This window comes from Chitinophaga skermanii (genome assembly GCF_003259335.1).
GTDB lineage: Bacteria > Bacteroidota > Bacteroidia > Chitinophagales > Chitinophagaceae > Chitinophaga > Chitinophaga skermanii.
This window is the reverse complement of record NZ_QLLL01000004.1, coordinates 126,630-153,615: the sequence shown is the minus strand read 5'-3', so window position 1 is coordinate 153,615 and position 26,986 is coordinate 126,630. Positions and strand designations below refer to the sequence as shown.

General features: G+C 42.2%; 24 protein-coding genes. 10 read left to right on the top strand and 14 right to left on the bottom strand.

Going from position 1 to position 26,986, the window contains the following annotated elements; genetic code table 11:
* Positions 1–7 precede the first annotated feature (7 nt).
* Together LX64_RS11240 and LX64_RS11235 are read right to left on the bottom strand one after the other, a co-directional pair.
* Complete coding sequence (locus tag LX64_RS11240; protein ID WP_111597757.1) at positions 8–1,165, bottom strand: hypothetical protein; 1,158 nt, start codon at positions 1,163–1,165, stop codon at positions 8–10.
* Positions 1,162–2,127 (bottom strand): DUF2157 domain-containing protein, encoded by a 966-nt coding sequence (locus tag LX64_RS11235; protein ID WP_111597756.1) that lies wholly within the window; start codon positions 2,125–2,127, stop codon positions 1,162–1,164. The genes LX64_RS11240 and LX64_RS11235 overlap by 4 nt, the downstream gene beginning before the upstream one ends.
* A 53-nt stretch (positions 2,128–2,180) precedes the next feature.
* Between LX64_RS11235 and LX64_RS11230 the strand changes: the two genes are divergently transcribed.
* A complete protein-coding gene (locus tag LX64_RS11230; RefSeq protein ID WP_111597755.1) occupies positions 2,181–2,690 on the top strand; it encodes a GNAT family N-acetyltransferase in 510 nt (169 codons plus the stop codon).
* 43 nt (positions 2,691–2,733) lie between these two features.
* Here LX64_RS11230 and LX64_RS11225 read toward each other — a convergent pair whose 3' ends face one another.
* From LX64_RS11225 to LX64_RS11215, 3 genes are read right to left on the bottom strand one after another with little or no spacing between them, the layout of a single operon-like run.
* On the bottom strand, positions 2,734–3,777 hold the full coding sequence (locus LX64_RS11225) for an SO2930 family diheme c-type cytochrome (protein WP_111597754.1): 1,044 nt from the start codon (positions 3,775–3,777) through the stop codon (positions 2,734–2,736).
* A gap of 5 nt (positions 3,778–3,782) precedes the next feature.
* A complete protein-coding gene (locus LX64_RS11220; RefSeq protein ID WP_111597753.1) occupies positions 3,783–5,066 on the bottom strand; it encodes a parallel beta-helix domain-containing protein in 1,284 nt (427 codons plus the stop codon).
* Between the two features lie 23 nt (positions 5,067–5,089).
* Positions 5,090–7,834: a TonB-dependent receptor gene (locus LX64_RS11215; RefSeq protein WP_111597752.1), complete on the bottom strand. Its 2,745-nt coding sequence runs from the start codon at positions 7,832–7,834 to the stop codon at positions 5,090–5,092.
* Positions 7,835–8,323: 489 nt separating this feature from the next.
* On the opposite strand from LX64_RS11215, the gene LX64_RS11210 reads away from it, so the two are divergent.
* Positions 8,324–8,821: a hypothetical protein gene (locus tag LX64_RS11210; protein ID WP_148707282.1), complete on the top strand. Its 498-nt coding sequence runs from the start codon at positions 8,324–8,326 to the stop codon at positions 8,819–8,821.
* 27 nt (positions 8,822–8,848) lie between these two features.
* Here LX64_RS11210 and purU read toward each other — a convergent pair whose 3' ends face one another.
* The 5 genes from purU to LX64_RS11185 form a co-directional block, all read right to left on the bottom strand.
* Positions 8,849–9,676, bottom strand: a complete 828-nt coding sequence (purU, locus tag LX64_RS11205; RefSeq protein WP_111597750.1) for a formyltetrahydrofolate deformylase — start codon at positions 9,674–9,676, stop codon at positions 8,849–8,851.
* A gap of 170 nt (positions 9,677–9,846) precedes the next feature.
* On the bottom strand, positions 9,847–10,599 hold the full coding sequence (locus LX64_RS11200) for a hypothetical protein (protein ID WP_111598135.1): 753 nt from the start codon (positions 10,597–10,599) through the stop codon (positions 9,847–9,849).
* Positions 10,600–11,070: 471 nt separating this feature from the next.
* Positions 11,071–11,883, bottom strand: a complete 813-nt coding sequence (locus LX64_RS11195) for a helix-turn-helix domain-containing protein (RefSeq protein ID WP_111597749.1) — start codon at positions 11,881–11,883, stop codon at positions 11,071–11,073.
* 42 nt (positions 11,884–11,925) lie between these two features.
* Positions 11,926–12,819: an oxidoreductase gene (locus tag LX64_RS11190; protein ID WP_111598134.1), complete on the bottom strand. Its 894-nt coding sequence runs from the start codon at positions 12,817–12,819 to the stop codon at positions 11,926–11,928.
* Positions 12,820–12,974: 155 nt separating this feature from the next.
* Positions 12,975–14,309 (bottom strand): DEAD/DEAH box helicase, encoded by a 1,335-nt coding sequence (locus tag LX64_RS11185; RefSeq protein WP_111598133.1) that lies wholly within the window; start codon positions 14,307–14,309, stop codon positions 12,975–12,977.
* Between the two features lie 129 nt (positions 14,310–14,438).
* Between LX64_RS11185 and LX64_RS11180 the strand changes: the two genes are divergently transcribed.
* On the top strand, positions 14,439–15,041 hold the full coding sequence (locus tag LX64_RS11180; protein WP_111597748.1) for an LURP-one-related/scramblase family protein: 603 nt from the start codon (positions 14,439–14,441) through the stop codon (positions 15,039–15,041).
* Positions 15,042–15,103: 62 nt separating this feature from the next.
* Here the strand turns inward: LX64_RS11180 and LX64_RS11175 are convergent, their stop codons facing one another.
* Positions 15,104–16,162, bottom strand: coding sequence for an AOC03_06830 family ribosome hibernation factor (locus LX64_RS11175; protein WP_111597747.1), 1,059 nt, complete (start codon positions 16,160–16,162; stop codon positions 15,104–15,106).
* A gap of 222 nt (positions 16,163–16,384) precedes the next feature.
* On the opposite strand from LX64_RS11175, the gene LX64_RS11170 reads away from it, so the two are divergent.
* Positions 16,385–17,458: an alkene reductase gene (locus tag LX64_RS11170; protein WP_111597746.1), complete on the top strand. Its 1,074-nt coding sequence runs from the start codon at positions 16,385–16,387 to the stop codon at positions 17,456–17,458.
* Between the two features lie 4 nt (positions 17,459–17,462).
* On the opposite strand, the gene LX64_RS11165 is transcribed toward LX64_RS11170, so the two are convergent.
* The gene (locus LX64_RS11165; protein ID WP_158538595.1) at positions 17,463–17,882 is read right to left on the bottom strand and encodes a DUF4345 domain-containing protein; all 420 of its coding nucleotides are present in this window, start codon (positions 17,880–17,882) and stop codon (positions 17,463–17,465) included.
* A gap of 104 nt (positions 17,883–17,986) precedes the next feature.
* Between LX64_RS11165 and LX64_RS11160 the strand changes: the two genes are divergently transcribed.
* Complete coding sequence (locus LX64_RS11160; RefSeq protein ID WP_111597744.1) at positions 17,987–18,982, top strand: AraC family transcriptional regulator; 996 nt, start codon at positions 17,987–17,989, stop codon at positions 18,980–18,982.
* A gap of 63 nt (positions 18,983–19,045) precedes the next feature.
* Here LX64_RS11160 and LX64_RS11155 read toward each other — a convergent pair whose 3' ends face one another.
* Together LX64_RS11155 and LX64_RS11150 are read right to left on the bottom strand one after the other, a co-directional pair.
* The gene (locus LX64_RS11155) at positions 19,046–20,179 is read right to left on the bottom strand and encodes a hypothetical protein (RefSeq protein WP_111597743.1); all 1,134 of its coding nucleotides are present in this window, start codon (positions 20,177–20,179) and stop codon (positions 19,046–19,048) included.
* Positions 20,180–20,253: 74 nt separating this feature from the next.
* Complete coding sequence (locus tag LX64_RS11150; RefSeq protein WP_111597742.1) at positions 20,254–21,225, bottom strand: long-chain-fatty-acid--protein ligase; 972 nt, start codon at positions 21,223–21,225, stop codon at positions 20,254–20,256.
* A 188-nt stretch (positions 21,226–21,413) separates the two neighbouring features.
* Between LX64_RS11150 and LX64_RS11145 the strand changes: the two genes are divergently transcribed.
* From LX64_RS11145 to bioB, 5 genes are all read left to right on the top strand, one after another.
* Positions 21,414–21,860 (top strand): hypothetical protein, encoded by a 447-nt coding sequence (locus LX64_RS11145; protein ID WP_111597741.1) that lies wholly within the window; start codon positions 21,414–21,416, stop codon positions 21,858–21,860.
* A gap of 87 nt (positions 21,861–21,947) precedes the next feature.
* On the top strand, positions 21,948–23,486 hold the full coding sequence (locus tag LX64_RS11140; RefSeq protein ID WP_111597740.1) for an acyl-CoA carboxylase subunit beta: 1,539 nt from the start codon (positions 21,948–21,950) through the stop codon (positions 23,484–23,486).
* A 72-nt stretch (positions 23,487–23,558) separates the two neighbouring features.
* Positions 23,559–24,332: a UbiA prenyltransferase family protein gene (locus LX64_RS11135; protein WP_111597739.1), complete on the top strand. Its 774-nt coding sequence runs from the start codon at positions 23,559–23,561 to the stop codon at positions 24,330–24,332.
* A 55-nt stretch (positions 24,333–24,387) separates the two neighbouring features.
* On the top strand, positions 24,388–25,482 hold the full coding sequence (locus LX64_RS11130; RefSeq protein ID WP_111597738.1) for a M42 family metallopeptidase: 1,095 nt from the start codon (positions 24,388–24,390) through the stop codon (positions 25,480–25,482).
* A gap of 88 nt (positions 25,483–25,570) precedes the next feature.
* Entirely contained in the window at positions 25,571–26,560 is a 990-nt protein-coding gene (gene bioB, locus LX64_RS11125; RefSeq protein ID WP_111597737.1) for a biotin synthase BioB, read from the top strand.
* The last annotated feature ends 426 nt before the right edge of the window (positions 26,561–26,986 follow it).

Here is a 26,986-nt window from a genome sequence, read left to right as displayed (position 1 = left end):
GTATATTTTAATAATCGCCACCAGCACCTCCGCCAATGGTCGATCCTCCACCAAAACCACCCGTGTCCGTTGGTGTTTGTGGGGCCGACATGGTTTGCGCGATAATCAGCGATTCTAAGATGGATTTCTCTTTACTATGATCGATATGTTCTTCCGATGTTGTAAACCCATGCTTCGGTGTTTTCAAATAACGGAGCAATAACGCTGCTATTCCTACCATTACAAACCCGGCAATACACATCACGGATTCAACTGGTAATAGGTAGTAATATTGTCGTACTGTATATACGGTGGCGGCCACCAAAGTTAACCCGGTAACTAAGCATACCCTGGATTTCTTAGTAATGCCCAGGTAAATGTAAATTAAAGGCACCACGCAGGTGGTAATCCAAAAGAACCAACCTAGCGGTAATGCTTCTCCAGGTTCTAATGCCATCATGTTACCTCCTATTTCACGTACCACGAAATAATTAACACTGGCGTATAAGGATAACAATGCCGCGTAAGATACCCAGCTAATTGGCTCACTGTAGTACCGGAAACGATATTGTGTAATCACCTTCCTAGTGAGCATAAATGTAGCAAGGGAAAGTATGAAAATAACGATCGATAATACCAAGGCTGGAGCCGGTATTACATTCACTAAAAAGGCAAATACAAATGCCAAAATCGATCCATAAGTAAATACCCCTAACCAGCGCAAAGGGAATCTTACAAAAAAGATAATCGACATGAACATCGTTAGAAAAGTAACCCCTGTAGGATTCATTTCCATTAAAATAAAGCCTGTTATCATCATGCCTCCAGTAACTATAATCAACCCATCATCAATCCCACTAAAATAATGTGGCTTAGCATGTGTATATAATTCCAACAGAAAATAGCAAACTATACCGAGAAAGAACTCTATCCCGGCAACTGAACTAGCTGCTCTTAATAAATCGGTACCCATTAAAAGAAACAACCCATTCACTAATAAAGCACCTATAATTACCGCCAAGGCCAACCCAATCCGCACAAAAATATTAGGCGTATATAATTTTACAGGATGTTTTGCCTGTATCGCTTCCCATTCTTCTTGTGAAATCAATCCTTTTTCTTTCACCGCTTCCGCTGCTTCTTGGATCATGAAATTATCCAACTGTTCTTTATTATAAGCTATCATTTCTTCTTCATTTTGCGGTTAATGGTTACTAATGCATAGATCAACAGGCCTGTTAATAATAAGCATATAAACAAGTACCCGCCAATATCACCGATGTTGGTTTCTGTTATAATGATGATGAGTTGTACATAGATATACAATGCCATCACAACGAGGAAATACGCCGAGTTCCGTACAACTGGGAAAAAACGGTATAACAAGTAGCTAACTGCCCCCATCATCAATACCCATCCAAAAAACGGCCATCGCAACAATGTAAAATGTGCAGCAATCATACTCACATACAACACATGTACCCCGAAGTTCATATAAGTAAATTCAAAGTGCGCTTTCCATTGTTTATGTTTCGACAACCAACTCATCCCAATACAAATTAATCCCAGTAATAAACCGGCATACACAATCCGTTCACTACTAAAATCATTAGCTGTTATCAAGTATCGCGGAGTAACATTCACTCCCATCCAAGCGGCTAAGTTTGTAATAGCCATACACAACACACCAAGATGATCGAAGTAATAGGCACTAAAAGTCAATACAATTAAAGGAATAAACGTAGCCGTTCCATACAAGGTTCCAAACACATTATACTGTGCTTGTAAGTAGGTAACAAAGCTCACAAACGTTAGGCAGCCTAACAATACCAAGTAATCGTATAACACACTCGGTGTTCGCATCTTTTGCCAAGTAAAGGCAGGTTTCTTTTTAGCTGCGTAGATAAAACATCCCAAGGAAATAGCAGCAATAAGGGCTATTATGGCCATGTGGCCAATGGTATCAATATGTTTATAGATGAGAATACCCAACCCAGAGCTTAACAACAATACCCCCAAGTATAGAATTGTACGCAACTCCCATGCAACAGGGAATAATTTCGACGTTTCCGCCGCTCTTATTTTGTTCATGGATTCCTGCGAAACAAGGCCTTCGTCAAATAGGTTTTCAAAAATGCGCGTGTTCATATTGAAATATAGAATTTTTTTTGCTGCACGAACACTTTTTTATAAATTGTTCTATGCAAACCATCGAAACACCACGTTTAACTTTACGGTATCTTACACCCAGTGATGCCGACTTTATTTTTGCCCTTTTGAATATGGAAGATTGGAAGAAATACATTGGTGATCGTAAGATTCACACGGTCGACCATGCACGGGCATACATCCAAACAACCTACATGCCTCATTACGATCAAAATGGCTTTGGTAATTTTGGTGTGGAACTGAAAGAAACAGGCCAACTCATTGGTACATGCGGAATATTCAAACGCGATGGCCTCGATCATGTTGATGTGGGCTTCGCTTTCCTACCTGGCTATGCCGGGAAAGGATATGCATTTGAAGCAGCTAGCCAACTATTAGATGTAGCGAAAAACACGTACAACATCACCACTGTACAAGGTATTACAGTGCCTTACAACAAACGTTCTATTGCATTACTCGAACGCTTGGGTTTACAATTCGTAAAGCATTTAATGTTGCCGGGAGATGATGAAGTATTAATGTTGTTTGAAAGAACTTTATAATATCAAAAAAGGCGCGGACTCCGCGCCTTTTTTGATATATCAACTATTGCTTAGGTAACGAATTAATCCATTCCACAATCAACTGTACCCCCTCTTTATGTATCACCGTTCGCGCCAATTCAGGCATGGCTGTTCCCGGTTCCACACTATTCATTCGGTAGGCTAAAATCGACTGGTGTGCATGACCCGGCACAATATCAAAATCCATTCCACCCGCTCCTGCTCCAGCCGAAACAGGGTTCTTCATAAAGCCTAATTTATTCTTATCATGTTGATCGTATTCCAGGAATAAACCCGTGTTAAAGGCATCGCCCGTTTGGGTATGACAATGAGCGCAGTTTACATCCAAATACGCCCTGGCTCTTTCTGCCAAAGTATACTTAGCCGAATCTTGCCAGTTAGGCAATGTTGGAATTTGTTCTTCCGCAGGCAATCCTTTTAGATACCCAGCTGTAGCCCATTTTCTCAACTGGTCGCCTATATGCATGTTCCGAACTTTAGGCCCAATGGGTTGAATATCGCTATTGTTGATATGACAACGTTTACAATCATTCGTATTCGGTACTTGGTAAACCGTTTGCTGAAGTTGATTATCGTCGTCGAGGAATTTTATTGGCACCTTTTTACCAACAATTAGCTTTGTTGCGTCTGATTGCTTGTCATCCCAAATGTAGTTCATCACTTTCCATTCGTGCGACTGTGGATCTTTAAATAATAAGCGGGTTTCAATCATCACCTTTGCCCCTGCCTCGTTACGGTAGGCGAAGTTTTTAATGATGAAGGTAGAATCTGGAAAATCGAGCACGCCGCTGTCTTTGTATTGCATTTCCTTATTCGCCGGCACCACAATGAACCTGTCCTTCAAAGCGTAATCGGTGAACAACGGGGTGTTCAAAGTGTAATGCAATACGCGGGCAGCGGGTTGTAAGTTCTTCGTTTCTCCAACAAAAAACCCGTAACTCGATAATTTATCAAGAAATTCAAATGGTCCTAATTGGCTAACTTGCTGCTGGCAGGCTTGAACACAGGTAATAGCTGCCATACCTACAACAAGCATCAACATGATTAAATGCTGTCTTTTCTTCATAATATCTATTTACACGTAAATGGCGTCACATCAGTATTCGGAGCCCATCCTTTAGTGCCAATACGCATAGCGTCGGCGTTTACAAATAAGTTACTTTCGGTTTGACGAATACAGATTGAATCTGGATTGATGCCCTTCTGCATGGTGAGCATATTAGTAGAAATACCATCGTACAAAATATGCGGAATACGGGCATTTTTCCTAGCAGGATCCATCGCATTCAAAGCTTGTTCTATGGCTACAATTACCTGCCCTGTACGATGCTCGTATATAGGTTTCGGGAAGGCCGTATCCATTTTCATTTCATTTTCATAGATCGAAATATTCCGAGAAATCGGGAAGTACTGATCATTGATTTTATCACCCGAAGTAGGATCAACAAAGAACCCCGATGCAATGGTAATAGAGCTACCGTTGTTATTGATGATTTTATTTTTATAAATCGCCACATCAGAAGTAGATAGAATAATCACTCCACTACCCGGTGCCGCGTTACCAACGCCTGTAGCAGTGCCGAAGCTACCCGCTTTCGCAAAGTTGCGCTCGTTGTTATCGTGTATATGGTTATTGTATGCTTTTACATGGCCTCCACGTTGCGATAATCCCGGTAAATCGAATACTAAGAAACCTGCTGTATTACCCCAAAACTCGTTGTCGTACACTTCTGCTTGGCTCGTATTCTCAATCTCGCAACCGGCTACATTCCTATAGGCTTTCGATCTACGTACAATGGCACCTACTGTTTGGCCCACGTAAATGCCTGCATCACTGGCACCTTCAGCATAGCAATTTTCAATTACCACATTCTTACACATCACAGGGTAAATACCATAACCACCATTAGATGAATCAGCCGTTTTCCAAGTGGTACTTACATCGGCAATAACAATATCTTCACTTTTATTGATCTTCAACAAATCGCCCTTTGCATCGCGCAAAGTAATACCGTTTATGTTGAAGTCTTTTAAATTCGTTACCCGTAATCCTTCGCCCCCTTGGGTTTGACTGGAGAAATCGAATATAGTTTTGTCTTTACCCGCGCCTTGGATTTTAATATGTTTTAATTGCGCGATACTGAGGTTATCGAAACGATAAAGGCCTTCCTTCAAGTACACAACACTACTATCTTTCAAAGAAAGAAAAGCTTCGTTGATCTTTTGTTCTTCACCAGGCCCGAAGGTTAATTTCGTTGTATACGTAGGATCAGTTGCCGGTTTCGATTTACACGACACCATCACACTACAAACAGCAACAACAACAAGGGTTTGCAAGATTTGAATACGTTTCATAAAACAAGGAATCGGTTTTTTATTTAGAAAACATTGTAAGCAAAAGTCACGTAATACATCGCACCTATGGCCGGGCTACCAAAGCCTGTGCGGTAATACTTATTGGTAATATTCGTAGCCCCTAATTTCACTACAGTATGAATTTCCCGGAACTTATAACTCACTTGCCCGTCGATAACTGTCGATGCTTGTACAGTACCACTAGCGAAACCAATTTGATAGAAATAAGCCGGCCTGTAGCGCAAGGTGGTGTTAAATGCGAATAACTGTTTCTTCCCTAGCCCAGCATTTCCAAAATCGATATTGAACTTATAATTCGGGGTATTGAAATTATTCACCTGGCTATTGTTTTTGTTTTGTAGGAAGTCGGATGAGAAGTTCGCCTTGGCCATGAAATTCTTAGGCAATTCTACACTAACACTGGCGGCATATCCGTATGTATTTACCGCTTCTGCACCATTATAGGCGATATTGTATTGCATATAGGTGCTATGATCTTTAAACGCTTCAGGATTATTTGTTCCCGGCGTATTGGCCACGTTTACGTATCCAATAAAATTCTTCCATGTGGAATAATAGCCTAGTACATCAATTAATACACGTTTACCAATTAAAGCAGCATACCCTAGTTCAAATGCATCAACAGATTGGGGACGAATATCGTTGAATGAGAATTGCTTCAATTTGGTAGGATCATTTGTTTGCTGGTATTCTTGTACACTAGATAATAAGTACGGCGGGTATTGCGTAAACTTGTATTCCCCGTTCAGCAAACGATCCGAACCTCCCGATGCATAACTGTTATAATCGACTAACGTACTTTGTAATGATTGTATATTGGAAGGAAAACTATACGCATTTTGATAAGAGAAACGGATGTAGTTCTCCTTTGCCACTTCCACTACAGCCGATGCCCTAGTAGTAACGCGCGGCTTACCGAATAAAGTATTTTTATCGTACCGGAAAGCAGCATTTAAGCGGAGCTTATCGGCCAATAATTTCTTACCCATCGACAAATACGCACTATATTCCGCTACGTGAATAGGCCCGTTATGATCGGGGAACAAAGTGCCTTTGGAATCGAGTTTATATAAACGGTAATTCAACCCGGCAATTACATCCAACACCTTTAGCATCTCGCTAAAATTGTATTGCGCTTCGGCATTATACAACTTGCTTTTATCGAGGAACAAAGTACCCCCTTGTGAAGTAGGAATTTTAGATATGCTATCTTTCAACTGGGTAAACCGTGTACTACCTACTTCTGGCCTACCTTGATCGGCAAAAGCACGCGCTGCATTATGTGCCGATGGTAAATCGGCCCCTGTTGCAAGTGCTTGCAAAAGCGCACTGGTATATTCTGGATACCAGCCTTCGCCTGTCGACTCTACAAAAGAAGGCTTCCAAGCTTCGTTGATCAATTGTGCCGTAGGACCGGCAATTATTGTGTTGCCCGAATTCTCTTGGGTAGTATAAGCCCGAACGAACCATTGAGATCCCCGAACTTCTAGCCTGTACTGGCCAATTTTATACCCCGTTAACGCGTACCTTGTATCATTGCTATACACCGCATTTCCGGTACCATATGTTCCCGATAAAATTGCTTCTACAGTAGGCCGAATTTTATAGCGGAACTCCACATTCGTTTTAAACAAACTGGCGTTTTCATCTAAATAACCATGCTCTGGATACCCTGTACGCGCCACGTAATTAGATGGGCTTGCCAACAGCGGGTCGATAATAGGCGCCAAACCTGGATTATTCATTAATGCATATTGCAAGAACGGGTTAATATCAACAGATGTTTTGCTACCATACATATTCACCCCATTGTAATTGGGATCGGTTTTACTATTGCCTAAACCATTGGTATTGGTAGTATCGTTGGCCGACCAATCTTTTGCACGGGTATACTGTGCATTTATTTTGAAGGCGAATTTATCATTCACTTTCTTACCCCAGCGCAGCGTCCAGTCGTAATAAGGCGATGGCCCCATCGGGTCGTTACTATTGCCTTTCTTGATGTGATTAACGCCTTGGGTAATTTGCACACTCAATCCTTGGTATTTAAAAGGATCTTTGCCTGTCATTACCAATGTACCGTTTAACCCTCTCGACCCATATAAAGCCGAAGAAGCGCCCGACAATACTTCGAGGTTATCTACATCTAGTTCTGTTAAACCAATAGCAGATCCCAAGGCAAAGTTTAACCCGGGTGCTTGGTTGTCCATCCCATCTACCACTTGGGTAAAATTGGTATTACCACTGGTATTAAAACCGCGCGTGGTAACAGTGGTAAAAGTTAAGCTGGATGTGGTGATATCCACGCCCTTTAAGCCTTGTAGCATGTTAAAGTAATTGGGCTGAGGCGATTGGATAATTTCTTTGTTACTGATTCTTTCCACCGTAACGGGTGATTCGATTTTCTTTTGTACGAATCGACTGGCATTCACGACTACTTCTTTACCAAGAATAGAAGCAGGTTGTAATTCGATCGTTAAAGGTTGGTTGTTGTTGACGGTTACTTCTTTAGATTCGAAGCCAATAGAAGTAATGACCAAAGTAATGGGCAACGCTTGTTGCAGCGTAATCTTAAATTGACCTTGGTCGTTGGTATAATCACCTTGCAAGCTGTTTTTCACCTTCACTGATACCACCGGTACGGCCTCTTTAGTTTCGCTGTTGCGGATTTTACCGCTGATGATGGTTTGGGCATAGGTGTGCGTGCCAAGTACCAACAAAAGCGGGAGTAGTACGATTTTGTTCATAGAGCAGGATTAATAAGTGTATAGTGCGTCGTTCGGCTATATATTGATAACCGTTCGATGATCGCTTACAATGAAACGATACACATGGAAGCCATTAAAACGCCGGAACTCCTCGTTGGCAGCAAATCATTTACACTGGAAATTTTAAAGCAATTGTGTTTGGGCCTACAGATCTAACCAATGGCGTTGGCAGGGCTGGGGGCGATGTTGGTTGAACGTTGTTTTGGTTGATACGTTTGGGTCTATTGTTTCATAATCGTGGTGGCAGCAACGTACCGTTTTCCTTATTAAACTAAAAATAAGATCAATTTTTCATTAAACAATATTTCAAAGAGGTATTTTTTACACTCTTTTATATAGCTAGATAATATTTATCCCCATTTTTCATAATCGCCTGGTTACTACTTGTAAAGAAAAAAATTACTACTATATTTAAACGCGAAAACTTGAGAGCACCACGCTATTATGCTAAAAAAATTCTTTACCGGGATGCTAGACTGCTTCCAAGCAGTACTAGTGATCTTAGCTGTCTGCATTTTTATTCCAGCAATGCTGGTAATTGCATTACCTTTTGCATTACTCTTGCATAACCCTGAAGAAAAAAATCAATTTGAAGAAAAGTATAAGGCATACCTCGATAGTATAAACGGGGCTTGTATATTCTGTTATACGAATAATAAAATCAGTGCGCCCATTATTGAAAACATGATCCTCTCTCTATTACCAAGTTGTATTCATGTTGTTAAGTTGGAAGGTAAATCCGTGCAGCCCTCTAGCTTGGATAAAAACCAAGTATCCAGTATGCTATATCGCCATGCTTACAAAAAAGGCGGCTTCCCCTATTTATTAAGAGTAGAAAATGGAGATGTACAAGTAAAATCATTAAAACGGATCTTCTTCGATTTACTCAACCAGCAAAAAGATCTTCCTACATATATTCTACAAGAAGTAGACAGCTTTTTTTCAACGAAAGAAGTGACAGTTTAAACTGTATATCAAATATTGCTATACCGCTTATTCAAAAACCACGGTTTTGTTGTTATATACAAATACCCGGTCGCTAAATACCATTTGCAAGGCTTTTGCTAAAGCAGCTACTTCAATATCTTTGCCGGCTTTTACCATGGCGGCCGTATTGTAAGTATGATTAACCGGGATAATTTGCTGCGCGATGATCGGGCCTTCATCCAGTTCGTTAGTTACAAAATGGGCAGTAGCACCAATTAACTTCACCCCCCGTTCAAAGGCTTGCTTGTATGGATTGGCGCCTACAAATGCAGGTAAGAAAGAGTGATGAATGTTGATAATCTTACCAGGATATTGTGCCACGAATTGAGGTGACAATATGCGCATGAATTTCGCTAAGATGATGTAATCGGGTTGATAAGCTGCTATATGCGCTTGTACCTGTGATTCAAAAGCTTCCTTCGAATTCCCTTCTGTCAGCACAGCATAGAAAGGAATATCGAAACGTTTACAAATATCACCCAAGTGCGCGTGGTTCCCAATTACGCAAAGTACTTCGGCGCCTAGCGTTTTAAAATAATGCCGCACCAATATATCGGCTAAGCAGTGGTACTCCTTCGTTACCATTACCACTACCTTCTTCGTTGGTACGGGGTTTACCTTCACAATAGCACCGCCTGGTAACACTTGCAATATAGCTGTTTCTAATGCATCTGCATCGCTGTCTTGCTCTACTTCAATACGCATAAAAAAACGGTTCTCGGCCTTGTCTACGTGCTCTCTTAACGATACAATATTCAATTGTAAGTTCGCCAACACGGTGGAAATGGCCGATACTAACCCTACTTGGTCCTTACTTTGGATAACGATGATCATACCCGGAAATTAAAACATTCCCCAGCAGCAAACAAGCCCTTCATTAAAAATTATTCATCATTTAGCAAATACACCGCAACTTCATCCAAACATTCAACCACACTATTGAATAAAATCAAAAACCCGCCCCTACGAATAGAGACGGGCATTGATACAAATCAAATCTGTTGCTATTTGAAAAACCCGCTGGCAGTGGTGTTCTTTTCTACCCACATGCCCGAATTCGGTAAAATCACAAATTCACTACACCCTTCTTCCCTCGCCCCCGGTGCCCAGTCGTACGTATAACCCAAACGTGTCCATGGATAATGGAAATCCGAATCGCTCGTTAATGTACGGTAATAGGCAAAGATGATATAATTATCGAACCAAGTTTTGAAATCATTCGAAACCGTCGTCATTAATGCTACGGGCGCAGTTGTAGTAGTAATATCGGGGTTACCGGCCGGGCGGTATAAACGGCTAGGTAATACCCACACTTGTGCAATATGCGTATTACTACGACTATTTCTTGGCGGCAATCCTAACATTTGACAAACGCGTTGGATCGTATCCGAAGAAGCGGTGAATACACCGTTTGTTTTTGTTTTCATTTGGCTAGGTGCAAACACCCAGCTTTCACCCCAACTATTCGTAATAGAATCGCCCACAGGGTAACTACCCGGGAAGCGCATAAATGTGGCCATCAATACATACTTCTGTCCATTAATCACTTTCCATACCATGGCTGGGTTAGCATCCGTTACCGCCATCAAGCCATTCGACACTTCATTGTCTTCCGCTACCATGGCATCTTTAATCGAATTCGCATACAGGGTATTTAAATCGCTGGGATTCGAATTATTATCATCGTCATCTTTCGAACATGCTATCAATACAGTTCCTAATAATAATACGGGGTAAAAAATGGAAGATAATTTCATGGTTTTTCTTTTTTGAATTAAACAGGCCGCAAATACGTGAAATATTGTGTATGCACCAACAATCAAATAAAATGAACAAAATGAACAGGAAGGGATATGGTGAACAGGAATGAATAAAAAAGCACGCTAACATAACGGATGGCGTTCGCTTGCTAACGTGCAGTAGTTGTTGGAATAATTTCTTGTACGCAACACATGATGCAAGGATTTATATTTTCCATAAAACTTTTCTAAATATTTTATTGACATGTCATACAAATAAAAAACACGGCCATGGTGTTGACCGTGTTTTTTATACATTTATTTATAGTGGTTGCATAATCTTACCCTATCTTCACCCTATCCCCTTATTATCGTCACCCTATCTTTAGCCTATCCCTACCCTATCTAAAACCTAGTAAAAGCCTATCTAAAGCCTATCCTAAGCCTATCTAAACCCTATCTTTTAGTGCGTTTATACTATATAACACACTATCTATGAATGTTTTTGGGCGAATATCCATATTCCTTCTTAAATGCGTGGGAGAAGTGAGTGAGGTCTTCAAACCCCAAATCCAAGTAAATGTCCGACGAGGTTTTGCCCTTTTCAGTGAGTAAATAATACGCTTGTTGCAGTCGCTTTTGTTGCAGCCATTTCCGGGGCGAGGTGCTAAACACTTTTTCGAAATCACGTTTGAAGGTAGCTAAGCTCCTGCCTGTTAAATAGGCAAAGCGTTCCAAGTTTACATTGAAGTGGTAGTTCCGGTTCATAAAGGCCTCCAAATCGATTTTATGCGGCTCAGAAAAGTCGAATAGGATGTCTTTAAAAGCGGGGTTGACTTGCAATAATAATAGTATGCCTTCATGGATCTTTAGTTTCACCATCGCGGGATCTTTTAAGTAACCAGCCCCATCATAGGCCAATAACGATTGCATGTAATTTTCGAGGATGGGGGTTTTATTGATGTTGAACACCGTTTGCTTCTGCAAACTCGGCGAAGCATGTATATTATACAGTAAACTGAAATCTTGCAACGTTTGCTGGTCTAAGTAAATACTGAGCGATTTAAAATCGCCATGCTCCGGGGGCTGCTTTACAAACTTCAGCAATTGGTTCCGCCTTATAAAACGAAAAGCGCCTTTGGAAGATGGATAATCTTTTATGCCATCGTGCAAGGTTAGCGAGCCATCTACCTGGTAACTAAACACATGTTCCGGTACAAAATGCTCGCCATCGCGTGAACGACTATGGTAACAAGCGTATACTATACCTGCTTTATATGGCTTAACTTCTTGTAATTCCATCCTTTTGCTGCTTTAAGTCTATAAATTTACTGAAACATGTGCTTATACATCAATACCTTTTGTGGCAAAGTATTTCTTACCTTCCTCGGTATCTTGGAATCTAACGGCCTGGTCGTGGTCGGTTGATAAACTTACCGGCAACCATTTTTCAAATTCAGCCTTGCGGTTTTCATCTGCCTTACGAAGAATGGCGGCTGCTTCGCTACCAAGTACCAAGTGTACAGGCGGTTCGGGATTGTTCGCTAAGTCGATCAGTACTTGGGCGGCCTTGTTAGGGTCCCCAATTGGTAAGAATTTACCTGAACTAAGGAATTCTTTTGTTGCATCTACTGTACTTTCATATCCTTCAACATGGGGCGCAAAGCTCATAGATGCACCTGCCCAATCGGTTCTAAAACCACCGGGCTCTACGGAGGTTACTTTAATACCCAAACTCGCAACTTCTTTACTTAACGACTCGCTAAAGCCTGCCAATCCGAATTTCGCAGCTTGGTACATGCTTAATCCCGCGTTACCTACTCGCCCTCCTACTGAGCTAATCTGCAAAATACGGCCACTTCTTTGTTGACGCATAATGGGCAATACCACGCGTGTTACTTCAATCGGTGCATACAAATTTACGTCTAATTGGCTACGTACTTGTTCATCTGTGAATGCTTCCGCGGCACCTGTAATACCAAAGCCCGCATTATTCACCAATACATCGATACGACCAAAATGCACTACTGCTTCATTTACTGCCGCTACAATCTGTGCTTTATCGCTTACATCCAATGATACAGGCAAAATAGTGCCTGGGAATTTGGCTACTAAATCATTTAATTGTTGTGTATTACGTGCAGTGGCTACCACTTTATCGCCGCTGTTCAACACGGCTTCCGTAATACTTCTGCCCAAACCTCTTGAGCTACCTGTTATGAACCAAACTTTTTGCATATTCTTTGTTTTTGTTACCACAAAGTTCAGCAAGAATGCATGCACAAAGTTGGCTGTATAGCTCTAAGTTACTTGGCTAAAAAGCTCATGTATAAAAAAAGCAAATCACCTCTAAAAGAGGTGATTTGCTCGTATATCTTGTATAAAGAAGTTGCTTATTTCTTCTTAGCACCACGGGTTTTAGGCTTCCCGTATTTAGCATGCATTTTATCGGCATGACTAATCTTACGGTTCACCTTCTTGTTCTTGGCCTTTTTCTCGTGGAAGGCCGCACCACCGGGTTCCCATTTAGGCAACTTAGCTGTAGGCAAGTTCTTTACCGGAATCTTTGGCATTTCATCTTCGATTAAACGCTTCGAGATTTCTACTTCTCCAGAAATAGGCAACACGGGAATTTCGTAGTTCATCAACTCCTCGATCTTTGCTTTTAAAGGCAATTCCTTTTTCGTAGTGAAAGTGATGGCAATACCTTTACTTTCAGCACGACCCGTTCTACCAATACGGTGAATATAATTCTCTGGAGAGTCTGGTGTATCGAAGTTAATAACGTGCGAAACGCCTTCAATATCAATACCACGGGCTATAACGTCGGTAGCAATAATAAACCTGTACGTACCTTCTTTGAATTGCTTTACTACGTTGAAACGGTACTTCTGGTCTTTATTAGAGTGAATCACCCCTACTTGGCCTTCATACTTTTCCGCCAAAGTTTCGAATAACTCGTCGGCCAGTGCTTTAGTGCTGGCGAATACAAGTACTTTCGACATTTCGGCGTTATTGGCTAGTAAGTGCTCTAGTAAATTAACTTTTGTATAGAAGTTAGGCACTTTGTAGTTGTACTGGAGGATGTTTTCCAAAGGTGTTCCCACTGGCGCAGCTTCTACGCGGGCTGGGTTATTGAAGTAATCTTCAATGATGGCATCTACTTCATCTGTTATCGTTGCAGAAAACAACAAGTTCTGGCGACGAGCAGGCAGCACATCCATAATCTTCGTTAACTGTGGGCGGAAACCCAAGTTCAGCATTTCATCTACCTCGTCGATTACTAGCTTCTTCACATTCTTCAACTTCAATACGCCCGTAAGCACTAAATCGTACAAACGACCCGGGGTTGCCACTATAATATCGGCGCCGTTCTTTACGGCCTCTACTTGTGGGTTCATGTTCACGCCACCGTAAACACCTAATGTTTGAAAACTTGTGTAAGCATTCAATTTCTCGGAAGCTTCTACTACTTGGGTAACCAATTCGCGCGTAGGCACAAGTATCAATACTTGTGGGTAACGATCTTTCGAAAACTTCAACTGGCGCAGAATGGGCAGCAAATAAGCATAGGTTTTACCCGTACCTGTTTGTGCAATACCGCATACGTCCTGCCCCGACATAATCACAGAAAATGCTTTATGCTGGATGGTCGTAGGTGTTTCAAAACCCAGTTCATCCAAAGCGTTCAACAAGGATGTATTAAGATTTAACTCTTTAAAAGTCATAGCGTAAAAATGAACGGCAAAAATACGGCTAATCTTCCGCAGACGCAGCAAATCGGTCAAATATTTTCCAATTCGTTGAAATTCTCCTGAAATATCCAATACCTTTGCGCCTCCAAATACCATCACCTTATGCAACAAAAAACCTTATCCCCATTTTTCTTATCAGACGATTTCTTTATCGACGAAAAAGTAGGGTTTCTCAAATTTCACAATGCCTATAAAGTATTCAACCCGAACGGCGAACAAATCGGTAACATCGTACAACATGTTCCTACTTGGCATAAATTCTTGCGCATACTTTTCAGCAAAAAAGTAATGCCTTTCACCTTGAATATCACCGACATGAACGATCAACAGCTAGCTTCGATCGAACGTGGCTGGACATTCTGGTTATCTAAAATCACGATTAAAGACCAATACGGCACACCTGTTGGCGGCATCAAACACAAATTCAGTTTCTTGAAGCCTAAGTTCGTGATCCATGATCAATTCCAAATGGATATTGCCCACATCAAAGGCGACTGGAAGGCGTGGGAATTCTCCATTACCGACCAGCACGAAAGAGCACTCGGCCGCATTTCTAAGAAATGGGCAGGTGCCATGAAAGAGATTTTCACGACGGCCGATAAATACCACGTATCTATTGCTTCGGAATTCCCGGAAAACGAGAACAAAATCGCCCTCGTAGCCGGTGCTATTACGATTGATATGGTGTTGAAAGAATCTAAATAAACGGTATTAAAAAAGCCCTTCGTACTACAACGAAGGGCTTTTTTAATGTGTATATACTAGGTTTAGAAGCGTGTTACTAACGCTATTCCATTGTAGGTTGCTAATGAACCACTGTCCATAAACACCACTTGCCCATCGTGCTTCAGCACAGCTTCAATAATTTTCAGTGTCACATCTTCATCTTCTTCATGACCGCTGAGCGTAATGATGCCATTTTCAATTTTACCTAGCTGAATAAAATCACGTTCGATATACAGCGTATCGCCGCTGCCGCTATTGGCCGCACGGTAAATATCGTTGAGGTCATCGAATACTTTTTGTGCCCTTTGGCCATTTTCGATTGCCAATAGGTATTCTGCTTGCTTGGTTTGCATGTACTCGAGAATATGTGGATACGCAAGGGCCGGCAATTCTTTAGCGTCGGTGTTATCATAACCGCCTTCTACTTCACCAATAATCAACCCTTTGATATCCATTTCCTCTTTATAGTGAGGCAGGTTCCGTACATCGCCCATAATGACTACAGGCAGCGGGTTGTTATGATAATATGATTTGAATTTCTTATCCGCAACATTGAAAAACTCCTTCAACAAATTATCCGTTACACCCGATTGGATCGTGCGTGCATGATCTGTTGTATAGTATTGTGTGTTATCGAACGGGAACTCTTTATCCTTTACCTCGTGCACGATTTTATCATTGAAAGCCTCGATCAAGCGGATTTTTTGTGAGCTGATAGTGATGATATAATAGTGTTCGGTTTGTTGAATGGCCTTCAAAATAGGACGCACATCGAACGTATCGCTCACAATTACACGGGGTGCAATGCCTTCTACCGATAGCTTTACCACGGAGGAGAAATGTGGGCTGGCATAAATAATAAGTGTGTCGAGGTTATATTCGTGGTTAATATCCTTCTCTGCCACTTCAATATTCTCAATAACGGGCCAAACTTCGCGTTTATCGTATTGAGCATACAGGCGTTCTGTGGCGGTTTTTACGATGTTCTTGAGTTGAATAGCATCTTGCTTATTTTCTGGGTGAGTGCGGTGGGTAGGAAACAAAATCGTTACGGCAGGTGTTCCTTTCTGTGCCACAAGCGTGTCTATAAGTGTTTTCATCTTTTTATTCCTTTTTAAAGATGATAAACAATGCTATCCCGATATTGTTGCCCAAGCAAATGGTTCGTAACGAATTGTTAAAAGTTAGGTTGAAGGAAGGGAAAATGTAATGTGTAATCCCATCACGCTAAGACTCCCATGAAAAAGCATCACCTCCCACCCTTTGAACTTGCCTGTACTTATCGTAAATTTACACAGTAAACCAGTATTTAAGATTTAGTAATGCCGCAACAAATACTCTTTGAACCGTACCAATTAGGCACACATACTTTAAGTAACCGTATTGTAATGGCTCCCATGACAAGAAGTAGGGCTGTTAACAATCTCCCTAATGAGCTCATCGCTGCCTATTATAGTCAGCGGGCTAGCGCAGGCTTAATTATCGTGGAGGGCACTTCGCCTTCCCCCAGTGGTACTGGTTATTGTAGAATTCCCGGCATTTATACCGATACCCAAATCGCGGCATGGCAATTAACCACGCAAGCCGTACACGAGGCAGGCGGTAAAATCTTCTTACAAATCATGCATACCGGTCGTGTGGCCCATGCGCTAAACATCCCAACAGGCGGGGAAATTATTGCCCCTTCTGCTATTGCTGTAGATGGCAATATTTATACGGATGCAAAAGGCATGCAACCCTACTCACTACCACGCGCTATCGAGATCCACGAAATCCCGGGCATTATTGCGGAACATGTACAAGCCGCTCAAAATGCCATTGCAGCTGGTTTCGACGGTATCGAAATCCACGGCGCATACGGCTATTTAATAGAACAATTTCTAAGCCCTAATAGTAACCTCCGCACCGATGCCTATGGTGGCACCATTGAAAACCGTACGCGCTTTTTATTCGAACTCATGGAAGCTATTACGGCAGCCGTGGGGCCCGATAAAGTGGGCCTTCGCTTATCACCATACAACACAGCATATAGCATTGGCGCATATGACGCTGCCATTGTACACGATACATACGCATTCATCGCCGAGAAAATGGCGGCATTGAACATTGTATATTTACACGTTTCTACCAATGCAGGCACCGATGCACAAACCTTGCAAGCCATTCGTGATGCTTTTCCTAACACCATTATTCAATGTGGTACGTTAACGGCAGCTACTGCCAGCGAGTTAATACACAAAGGGGCGGCCGATTTAGCGGCCTTTGGTAAACCGTTTATCGCCAACCCCGATTTAGTATTGCGCTTTAAAAACAACCATACTTTGAATGAATGCAAACCACAATTATTCTACACACCCGGTGGTGAAGGCTTAGTGGATTATCCTTGCTGTTCTTAATCGTTTAAGCATGCGCGTTCGTAGCATATGTTCCTGCAGCAACCGGCTTACGGGTTAACTGCCAACGCAAGTAAAGTGATACAGCCAGCGTAAAAACCTCTGTGCCTAACCACGTCAATACAAATTGATTCGGCATCCCATCTATCAATATCCCGCTTAAGCGCCCTATTACATACCCACCGGCATATAATATCAACAAGCCCAAAGCATTCGCTGGCGCTTTAAATGCCCCGTATACACAATAAGCACCAAATACAAAGTGCATCCCGGCATATACCGCCCTGATGGTACTTAACGCACTATTGGTGTTCAATACCATATCAACATTCGCTACCACGGCCTGCGGGTTCATGAATGTTTCAATGCCTACTTTCAAAAAAGCCAATCCAATGAGGCACAGGAAAATCTTGGTAAAAAGTTTCATCTTGGAAGAATTTATAGGGCAAAATTCGCGGGTAATTTTTTGTCGCATGGGTATATAGAACGACAAAAAAGGGATATTTTGTGCCATCAAATCGATCGCACCATATGTGGGTTAAAACGAGTGTAGTACGGGATATTATTCAAGGCGCCGCGCGCTATGGCACTAGCGTGCAAGCATTATGCGCAGCTTGTAGTATCTCGGAAAGTGAATTATCCGACGGTGATGCTACCATGGATTGGAAACGAGCACAAAACGTATGGCAACAGGCTGTTGCTTTAACGGGTGAACCGAACCTAGGTTTACTGATTGGTACCCATACCAGCACTGCCAGCATGGGATTAGTAGGTTACTTGATGGAGAATAGCCCTACCCTACGAACGGCCTTCCAGCAGTTGTCGGGCTTTAATAGCTTAGTAACGGATATGTTCAGCTATGAATTGAAAGAAGACACTTTGGTGTTAAGCCCACACCCTATGTGGACTTCTACTTACCCGGCCACTGCACAACAAGCTGTTATGCAAGCTGTAGCGGGATGTTTACATGTAAGCCGCGTGTTAACAGGTAAAAATATTACGCCTGTTATTATCACGTTTTCCTTTCCTAAACCGCCTTCCCTTCAACAATACCAAGAGATATTACACGCTTCGATCGTATTCCAATCAGCCCACAACACCATCGTATTCGGTCATAACGATCTCGACAAGCCCGTCATTGGTTACAACCAAGCCTTGCGCACACTGTTTCAGCAAATTTTAGCGCAAGCCTTACACACCACTACCCAAGAAGCAGCTATTACAACCGACGTAAAAAACCTGCTATTCAAATTAGCGCCCGTTTTCAACCTCGCAGATGTAGCAGCAGCTTTGCACCTTACCCCGCGCACCTTGCAACGGAAACTCCACGATGCAGGCAGCACGTTTAACCAAATGTGCGAACAAGTAAAGCAAGAAATAGCCACCGGTTTATTAGAAAAAGGGAAGATTAGCATCCAGGAAGTAGCCTATATGACTGGATATGCTGATGCCCGTATTTTTCGAAACGCGTTCAAAAAATGGACGGGCACCAGTCCTACTAATTACTCGCGGCGTACGAATAAATAGCGTAGTATAATTATTGAAAAGAGGAATGCGTAAAATTATTTCGTATAGGCGAATTCGTTAGTATTACTTATTGATATCTGCAATGTCAACTTTTCTATTTTCTCCCAACACGATATCGGTTGTGTAAGTGTACACTTTATCGCCATTGGCATATTCGAAATACATTTCCAACGGCATAATTACCGGTGGGAAGCTGCCTTCGATTTTCATGATTTCCATTTCTGCTTTGTAGCCATCGGGAATGCTGCTATAAGCTGGGAATACGGAAGCAGGGTCCATGGGCATCCACATGTGCGCGGTAACAGGTTCGTGCGTGCCGGAGGACGATTTAATATCGAGCTTTTTAGAGGTAGAGATGTACTCTTCGCAAGCTACGCCGGCAATAACTTTCTTATTGCCTGTTTTCGACAATTTCGTTAAGTTATTGATTTCACCTGGGTAAGCTGGGTCCATTGTTTTCAGGTCGAGCAAGGCTTTATCGCCGCTGGCCATTTTGTATAAACCCGTCATGTTTAACTGCGTACGTTTTTCGAAATCGCCGAAGAACTGTCTACGGGCGTTTGTGCTACGGTTCACCATTTGCACACTGAACTGTGGTTTGTTCGAGCTGTAGTATACTACAATGTAATCGCCGCTATTTTTAATGCGGTTCTTGCCTTTGTACTCGATCGATTCTTGGTAAACGGCTACATCGTATTCGAAAGTTGAATCGATGTGCAAGCTTTCGTCGCCACCAATTTCCAACACGGTTTTAGCCATCATGGTTTTAGTAGCAGCGGATTGGAGTTTTGTTGCGAACGATTTTTCTGCGGCTAATGCACTGCGTAGGTTGCTAACTTTGTTCTCTGCTTCGTTGGCACCTTTCGCGTGTTGTTGTGATTTGTACACCGCGGGTTTCGCTGCTTTTGCTACTGTTACGGAATCCTTCGCAATTGGTTTCGCTACAGTAGGCTTGTCTTTTACCACTTCATTTTTCTGTGTTGCTTTTCCCTCGGCTGATTTTGCCACCACTTTTTTCTCTGCAGTAGTGTTGGTCACCTTTTTTGAGGAAGATTTAGCGCTGGTAGATGTTGCGTTGGCTTTAACTGTTTCTTTCTTCTGCGTTTGTTGTTTGGTCGTGGTGGGTTTGGCCACTTGCGCGAACAACGCAGGTGCACACAGCATAAGGGCTGCGGCTACAAGCATTTTTCTTTTCATAGGTGTAGTATTTCGCAACACGAACTTATGAAACTTTTTTATCTTATTAGGATTTTTATTTATAAATTTTTCACTTAGCTCACCATCAAACTACATCCGCGTAGCGCCGATTGATCTAATCTTCCCAATACCTCGAAGCGCCCGTCTTCTTTCAGTTTACCAATGTCTTCCGTGGCTATAAAGGCACTGGAATAAATGTTAGCTAAGTCTACTACGTTCATGACTCCCGCACCACTGGTTTTAAAATCAAAAGGATCATTTTCATCGCGCAAGATCACTTTCATCCATGGTGGGCATTGGAATATGCCTTTGCCTTTGGAGTAGGCCTGGGATAATAATTCGGTCATCCCGTATTCGGAATGTATGGCAGATACACCGAAGCGTTCTGATAAAAAGCTATGTACTTCTTCCCGTGTCCACTCTTCCCGTCTACCCTTCATACCGCCTGTTTCCATGATAATGGTATTAGGTAATTGCATGGTATATTGGTCGGCAAAATCGAGCAAACCAAAGGTTACCCCGATAAGCAATGTTTTGTCATGACTACCGGTTAACACGTCCTTCAGTTTATCATGTTCATATAAATAGAAGCCGCTTTCCGGGTGAGCACTTTGCTCGATCATGTCTTTTACCATGTAAACGAGCGAGGAATGTTGCCTTTCCAAGTAAGAAGGCAGTAGGCCTATTACGCGGTACTCTTTTACATCGCCGTAGAAAAGTTCGAAGGCTTTGCGAAAGCTTTTTTCGTAGATGGAAACATCTTTCACGAGGTGTTGACTATTAACCGACTGTGTAGTACCACTGGATTCGAAGCGCACTTGTGGTTCGAATTCGCCGCATACTACCTTGTGCGATTTGAAGAACTGGATAGGTAAAAAGGGAATGTCGGCCAAGGATTTCACATCGGCCGGGTTTCTACGCAGGGCATCTACGTACGCACGGTAAATGTTGTTCGCTTGGTATTGAAAGTGAAACAAATCGATGGCGGCGGCTTCAAATTCGCCGGGTGTTAAGTTCAGTATACGGTCTACAAATGCCTCGTTCATATGATATTCCTTCGTCTAATGCGCACAAAGTTAGTGATTAGGAAGATGCCGACGTACAAATCCTTGTAAACCATGCCCATCGTTCATTAAAATTATTTCTACTTCCACGTAACAATCAATGAAATACAAGCGTTATATTGTAACATGAATACTTTTGGATATTCCTTAATTTAATGTACGTTTGTTATATGAAGAAGTTATTCCTATTGTTGGCGGTGGTGATCGTTGCCTATGCTTGTTCAAAAGACAGTAGCGGAGATGGTAAGCCGTCGATAGCTTTCAGGAGCTATAATATGTCAGAAATACCTAACCCGGCTCCTCCTATTGTTGTTTACTTAAACTTGAAAGATTCTGATGGTGATATTGAAGACAGGCTCTTCGTGCGATTGAATTATTTTAGTGATGGTGGCGATACCATTACTTATAACTTCGAACCATTTAACTTACCGAAGCTAGGTTCTTACCGTGGTTCTAATATTAATGCCACGATAGAATTCCGCCCGAATGATACGTATTTAAACCCGAAAGAAAATATGCCGCTTGATTCGGTATGGTTTAGTATGTATGTGCAAGACAATGCAGGCAATATTAGCGATACCATTGCTACGCCACGCATCTTGATACATGGTGAATAAATAAAAGATACACACTGTATAAATAAAAAGGACATCCTCGCTGGATGTCCTTTTTATTTTTTAGCTTTACCCCTCATTATTAATGCAATGAATAAAATTGAACAACTCCATAACAAAGTAGCACAAGCTCATTTAGGTGGCGGACAAGCGCGTATTGATTCGCAACATAAGAAAGGCAAGTTAACAGCAAGAGAAAGGTTGTTATTGTTGCTCGATGAAGGTTCATTTGAAGAGTTGGGTATGCTGGTTGAAAACCGCAACAAAGGCCTTACTACGGAACAAGAACAATTCTTGGGCGATGGTGTAGTAACCGGTTACGGTACCATTAGCGGTCGCTTGGTGTATGTATTCTCGCAAGACTTCACCGTGTATGGTGGAAGCTTATCGGAACCTCATGCGAAAAAGATTTGCAAGATCATGGACCTCGCCATGGAGAACGGTGCCCCACTTATAGGATTAAACGATAGTGGTGGTGCACGTATCCAAGAAGGCGTAGTAAGCTTAGGTGGCTATGCTGATATTTTCTATAGGAACACACGCGCTTCTGGCGTAATTCCGCAGATTTCGGCTATCATGGGTCCCTGTGCGGGCGGCGCCGTATACTCGCCTGCTATTACCGATTTTATTATGATGGTGGAACAAACCTCTTACATGTTTGTAACCGGCCCGAACGTAGTAAAAACCGTTACCCACGAAGAAGTTACTTCCGAAGAACTCGGCGGAGCCAACACGCATGCATCTAAAAGCGGTGTTACCCACTTTGCCTGTGCAAACGAAGTAGAATGTATTCAATACATTAAGCAATTATTGAGCTACGTACCGCAGAACTGTGAAGACAAAGCCCCCGTATACCCGTATACGTTAGGCAATGAAACCCGTACTGCCTTAAATACATTGATCCCCGAAAATCCTAACCAACCGTACGACATGAAAGAAGTGATCGCCGAATTAACGGACGAAAACAGCTTCTTTGAAGTACACAAGGATTTCGCGGAGAACATTATCGTAGGTTTCGCTAGAATCGCGGGCCGCAGCATTGGCATCGTGGCCAACCAACCTGCACACTTAGCAGGTGTATTGGATATCCACGCTTCAGTAAAAGGCGCGCGCTTTACACGCTTCTGCGATGCCTTCAACATTCCATTATTAGTATTGGTGGATGTACCGGGCTTCTTACCGGGTACCGACCAAGAATGGAATGGCATTATCACCAACGGTGCGAAGTTATTATTCGCCCTTAGTGAAGCAACCGTACCAAAGTTAACACTCACCACCCGCAAAGCTTATGGCGGTGCGTATTGCGTGATGAACTCTAAACATATTGGTGCCGATTTAAACTTCGCCTTCCCGAATGCAGAAATTGCTGTAATGGGAGCGAAAGGAGCCGTAGAAATCATCTTCAAAAAAGAGATCGACAGTTCTCCTAATCCAGAGCAACGCATGAATGAACTGGTAGCCGATTACACAGAAAGATTCGCGAACCCTTACTTGGCTGCCGAGAAAGGTTATATCGACGAGGTAATTGTACCAGATCAAGCGAGGATTAAACTGATCAAAGGATACGCGATGCTCGAAAATAAAGTGGTTAATATGCCGCGCAAGAAACACGGCAACATACCGTTATAATCCGCGATGCTAAGAGCTTTCATTAATTTCGTACTCTTTAGTTCCATCTTTATTGCCATTTGTGCAATTATCATGACGTGGCAAACGAACGAAATCCTACAATTGCGTTACGATGCAATTGACTATTACCGTTTCGTTTTCTTTGCCACGTTATGTAGTTATAACTTTCACTGGTATTTAACACCCGCCAACCTAGATGCTTCGCATAGAATACAGTGGGGCATCGGGAAACGACGACTACAACTCGCCTTCACGGCCATTGGCGCCATCGGCTCCGCTTACTTCATTTTACCCTTGCTACAGCATTGGTTACCCATCCTGGGAGCTATTGTGCTTACCTTCCTTTATTCTGCCCCCAAACTACCGCAAACCATCTTCCATCACCTCCGCAAAATCGCGGTAGGCAAAACCTTGTTTCTCACGTTCGTATGGACGTACGTAACAACGGTGCTACCTGCCTTAATCGACGGTCATGCACCCGTGATAACAACCGTGTTATTATCGCTTCACCGGTTTGCGTTTATTTATGCCATTTGTATACTATTCGATTGGCGTGACAAAGTGCCCGACAAAGCAGCAGGCATAAGAAGCTTGATTACTTACTTGGATGATAAGCATTTATTCCAATTGTATTATTTATCCTTGGCAGTAGCAGGTTTAGCGGCATTGTGCATGTTATTCTTTGATGTATCAATCATGGTGGTTTTAACATTTATTGTACCCTGTTTCGTGGTAGGATTTTTAAAGGGATATGCGCAGCGGCACACGAACGATTATGTGTATTATTTTTTGCTGGATGGGTTAATGATGCTATCGGGGCTATTGCATTTATTGCTCTTTTTATAAGGGTATTGGCGTAATGTGAATATCCTTACATTTGTAACGAAATAATTAGAATCCAATGTCAAAGAAACAGAAATCCATACTTAATAAAAACTCGCTTGCTTTCTTAAAGCAATACTTAAATACACCCGCTCCTACCGGCTTCGAGAAAGAAGGCCAGAAAGTGTGGTTAGAATATATTAAACCTTATATCGATACGCATATCGTAGACCCGTATGGTTCTGTTGTAGGTGTGGTAAATCCAGATGCTCCTTTCAAAGTAGTAATTGAAGCACATGCCGATGAGATTAGCTGGTTTGTGAATTACATTTCGCCGGAAGGTTTGATTTATGTAGTACGCAACGGTGGTTCGGATCAACAAATTGCACCGTCTAAACGTGTGAATATTCATACGGAAAAAGGCATTGTTAAAGGTGTATTCGGTTGGCCGGCGATTCATACCCGTATGAAAGGTGAAAAAGAGCCACAACCTAAAGTAGATAATATCTTCATCGATTGCGGTGCCCGTAGCAGGAAAGAAATTGAAGACTTGGGTATTAAAGTTGGTAACGTTATTACGTTTGAAGATGGATTTGAAGAATTAAATTACGATTATTATATCTGTCGTGCTATCGACAACCGCGTAGGTGGTTTTATGATTGCCGAAGTAGCGCGTTTGTTGAAAGAAAATAAAGATAAACTGCCTTTTGGATTGTATATCGTAAACGCGGTACAAGAAGAAGTAGGTTTACGTGGTGCAGAAATGATTGCGAAACGTATTAAACCAAACGTAGCGATTGTAACCGACGTAACACACGATACTACTACGCCTATGATCAACAAAAACGTAGAAGGTGAAACCAAATGCGGCGGCGGCCCTAGCATTACTTATGGTCCTGCTGTGCACAACATTCTCCGCGACATGATCATCAAAGTGGCAGATAAAAATAAAATCCCTTACCAATTACGCGCCGTAAGCCGTAGTACAGGAACGGATACCGATGCGTTTGCATATGCGAACGATGGTACACCATCGGCATTAATCAGCATTCCTTTGCGTTATATGCATACCACCGTGGAAATGGTGAAGAAAGATGATATTGAAAACACCATTTTATTGATATATCAAACATTATTAACGATCACACCTAAAACGAACTTCTTGTATTTATAATGGTTGCAGTAGCAATCAATGTTACAACAAGTACAACTGGGCTTTTTAATAAAAAACCCATAGGTTTGCCTTTATAAAATTTTGAACTATGCAAGAGGTGCAGATTCGTCACGACTGGACTTTAGAAGAGATCAAGGAGATTTACAACACGCCGTTGTTGGAATTGATATTCCAAGCGGCCAGTGTTCATCGCCAACATCAAGATACCGGTGAGGTACAGGTATGTACTTTATTATCCATTAAAACGGGCGGTTGTTCTGAAGATTGCGCGTATTGTCCGCAAGCAGCGCGTTATAATACGGGTATTGACGTGAAAGCGTTAATGCAGAAAGACGAAGTATTACAATTTGCCCAAAAAGCCAAAGACGCGGGTTCTACACGTTTTTGCATGGGCGCCGCATGGCGCGAAGTTCGCGACAACCGCGACTTTGATAGGATCATCGATATGGTGAAAGGTGTGAACGAGATTGGATTGGAAGTATGTTGTACACTCGGTATGTTAACCGAAAGCCAGGCACAGCGTTTAGCAGAGGCGGGCTTGTACTCTTACAACCACAACTTAGACACCTCTAAAGAGCACTACGGCGAGATTATTACCACCCGTACATACGACGATCGTTTACAGACCCTTGATAACGTACGAAAAGCAGGCGTAACTGTTTGCTGTGGCGGTATTATTGGTTTAGGCGAATCGCACGAAGACAGGTTAGGTATGTTACATACCTTATCGAACTTGCCGGAGCACCCGGATTCAGTTCCCATCAACGCCTTAGTACGCGTAGAAGGCACCCCGCTTTCACACTTACCAAAGGTAGAATTCTGGGACATGGCCCGTATGATTGCTACTGCCCGTATCTTAATGCCGAAAGCCATGGTACGTTTAAGTGCCGGTAGAGCCGAAATGAGCGTAGCTGAACAAGCCTTCTGCTTCATGGCTGGCGCCAACTCTATCTTCACAGGTGAGAAGTTATTAACAACACCAAACCCTAGCTTCGACGAAGATCGTATGATGTTCGAAATGCTAGGTCTTACAGCCCGCGAAGCCTTCAAAGAAGAGAAAGCGGCTGCTTGTTGCTAAGAGTACGCTGCACACAACTAAAAAACAACATAAAAAAGCTACTAAGCACACACCGCTTAGTAGCTTTTTTCATATAAATTGTACATGAAGGCTTGTTAGCAATAATGGCATCAACAAGCAAAAATTATAAGGGTACAAAAAACGTTTTAGCCATACTGCGAAAAGTAGCATTTTAGCATTTTAAGCACGATTCCTTCATCATTTCCTCATCATCCACCTCGATATACCAACCAGTAAATTCAACGCCTTCTAATGGCCTTAAAACTACTTTTTACATGAAATCAAAGATCCTTCCAAGGCATTTTAAAGGGAAGTCAAAGGGAAGTTAAAGTCTTTCAAAGGCAGGTCCAAGTCTTTCAAAGGGTCGTTAAAGGCTTTTCAAAGGGTTTTCAAAGGCTCGTTAAAGGGAAGTCAAAGGGAAGTCAA

What these genes read in the sequence shown, in the direction of transcription:
- LX64_RS11230 (WP_111597755.1), top strand. Translation starts at nt 2,181, where the DNA reads ATGCAAACCATCGAAACACCACGTTTAACTTTACGGTATCTTACACCC.
- LX64_RS11165 (WP_158538595.1), bottom strand. Translation starts at nt 17,882, where the DNA reads ATGAAACTTTTTACCAAGATTTTCCTGTGCCTCATTGGATTGGCTTTT.
- LX64_RS11130 (WP_111597738.1), top strand. Translation starts at nt 24,388, where the DNA reads ATGTCAAAGAAACAGAAATCCATACTTAATAAAAACTCGCTTGCTTTC.
- LX64_RS11190 (WP_111598134.1), bottom strand. Translation starts at nt 12,819, where the DNA reads ATGCAAAAAGTTTGGTTCATAACAGGTAGCTCAAGAGGTTTGGGCAGA.
- LX64_RS11240 (WP_111597757.1), bottom strand. Translation starts at nt 1,165, where the DNA reads ATGATAGCTTATAATAAAGAACAGTTGGATAATTTCATGATCCAAGAA.
- LX64_RS11195 (WP_111597749.1), bottom strand. Translation starts at nt 11,883, where the DNA reads ATGGAATTACAAGAAGTTAAGCCATATAAAGCAGGTATAGTATACGCT.
- LX64_RS11160 (WP_111597744.1), top strand. Translation starts at nt 17,987, where the DNA reads ATGTGGGTTAAAACGAGTGTAGTACGGGATATTATTCAAGGCGCCGCG.
- bioB (WP_111597737.1), top strand. Translation starts at nt 25,571, where the DNA reads ATGCAAGAGGTGCAGATTCGTCACGACTGGACTTTAGAAGAGATCAAG.
- LX64_RS11135 (WP_111597739.1), top strand. Translation starts at nt 23,559, where the DNA reads ATGACGTGGCAAACGAACGAAATCCTACAATTGCGTTACGATGCAATT.
- LX64_RS11235 (WP_111597756.1), bottom strand. Translation starts at nt 2,127, where the DNA reads ATGAACACGCGCATTTTTGAAAACCTATTTGACGAAGGCCTTGTTTCG.
- LX64_RS11185 (WP_111598133.1), bottom strand. Translation starts at nt 14,309, where the DNA reads ATGACTTTTAAAGAGTTAAATCTTAATACATCCTTGTTGAACGCTTTG.
- LX64_RS11145 (WP_111597741.1), top strand. Translation starts at nt 21,414, where the DNA reads ATGAAGAAGTTATTCCTATTGTTGGCGGTGGTGATCGTTGCCTATGCT.
- purU (WP_111597750.1), bottom strand. Translation starts at nt 9,676, where the DNA reads ATGATCATCGTTATCCAAAGTAAGGACCAAGTAGGGTTAGTATCGGCC.
- LX64_RS11170 (WP_111597746.1), top strand. Translation starts at nt 16,385, where the DNA reads ATGCCGCAACAAATACTCTTTGAACCGTACCAATTAGGCACACATACT.
- LX64_RS11150 (WP_111597742.1), bottom strand. Translation starts at nt 21,225, where the DNA reads ATGAACGAGGCATTTGTAGACCGTATACTGAACTTAACACCCGGCGAA.
- LX64_RS11140 (WP_111597740.1), top strand. Translation starts at nt 21,948, where the DNA reads ATGAATAAAATTGAACAACTCCATAACAAAGTAGCACAAGCTCATTTA.
- LX64_RS11175 (WP_111597747.1), bottom strand. Translation starts at nt 16,162, where the DNA reads ATGAAAACACTTATAGACACGCTTGTGGCACAGAAAGGAACACCTGCC.
- LX64_RS11215 (WP_111597752.1), bottom strand. Translation starts at nt 7,834, where the DNA reads ATGAACAAAATCGTACTACTCCCGCTTTTGTTGGTACTTGGCACGCAC.
- LX64_RS11210 (WP_148707282.1), top strand. Translation starts at nt 8,324, where the DNA reads ATGCTAGACTGCTTCCAAGCAGTACTAGTGATCTTAGCTGTCTGCATT.
- LX64_RS11155 (WP_111597743.1), bottom strand. Translation starts at nt 20,179, where the DNA reads ATGAAAAGAAAAATGCTTGTAGCCGCAGCCCTTATGCTGTGTGCACCT.
- LX64_RS11220 (WP_111597753.1), bottom strand. Translation starts at nt 5,066, where the DNA reads ATGAAACGTATTCAAATCTTGCAAACCCTTGTTGTTGTTGCTGTTTGT.
- LX64_RS11180 (WP_111597748.1), top strand. Translation starts at nt 14,439, where the DNA reads ATGCAACAAAAAACCTTATCCCCATTTTTCTTATCAGACGATTTCTTT.
- LX64_RS11225 (WP_111597754.1), bottom strand. Translation starts at nt 3,777, where the DNA reads ATGAAGAAAAGACAGCATTTAATCATGTTGATGCTTGTTGTAGGTATG.
- LX64_RS11200 (WP_111598135.1), bottom strand. Translation starts at nt 10,599, where the DNA reads ATGAAATTATCTTCCATTTTTTACCCCGTATTATTATTAGGAACTGTA.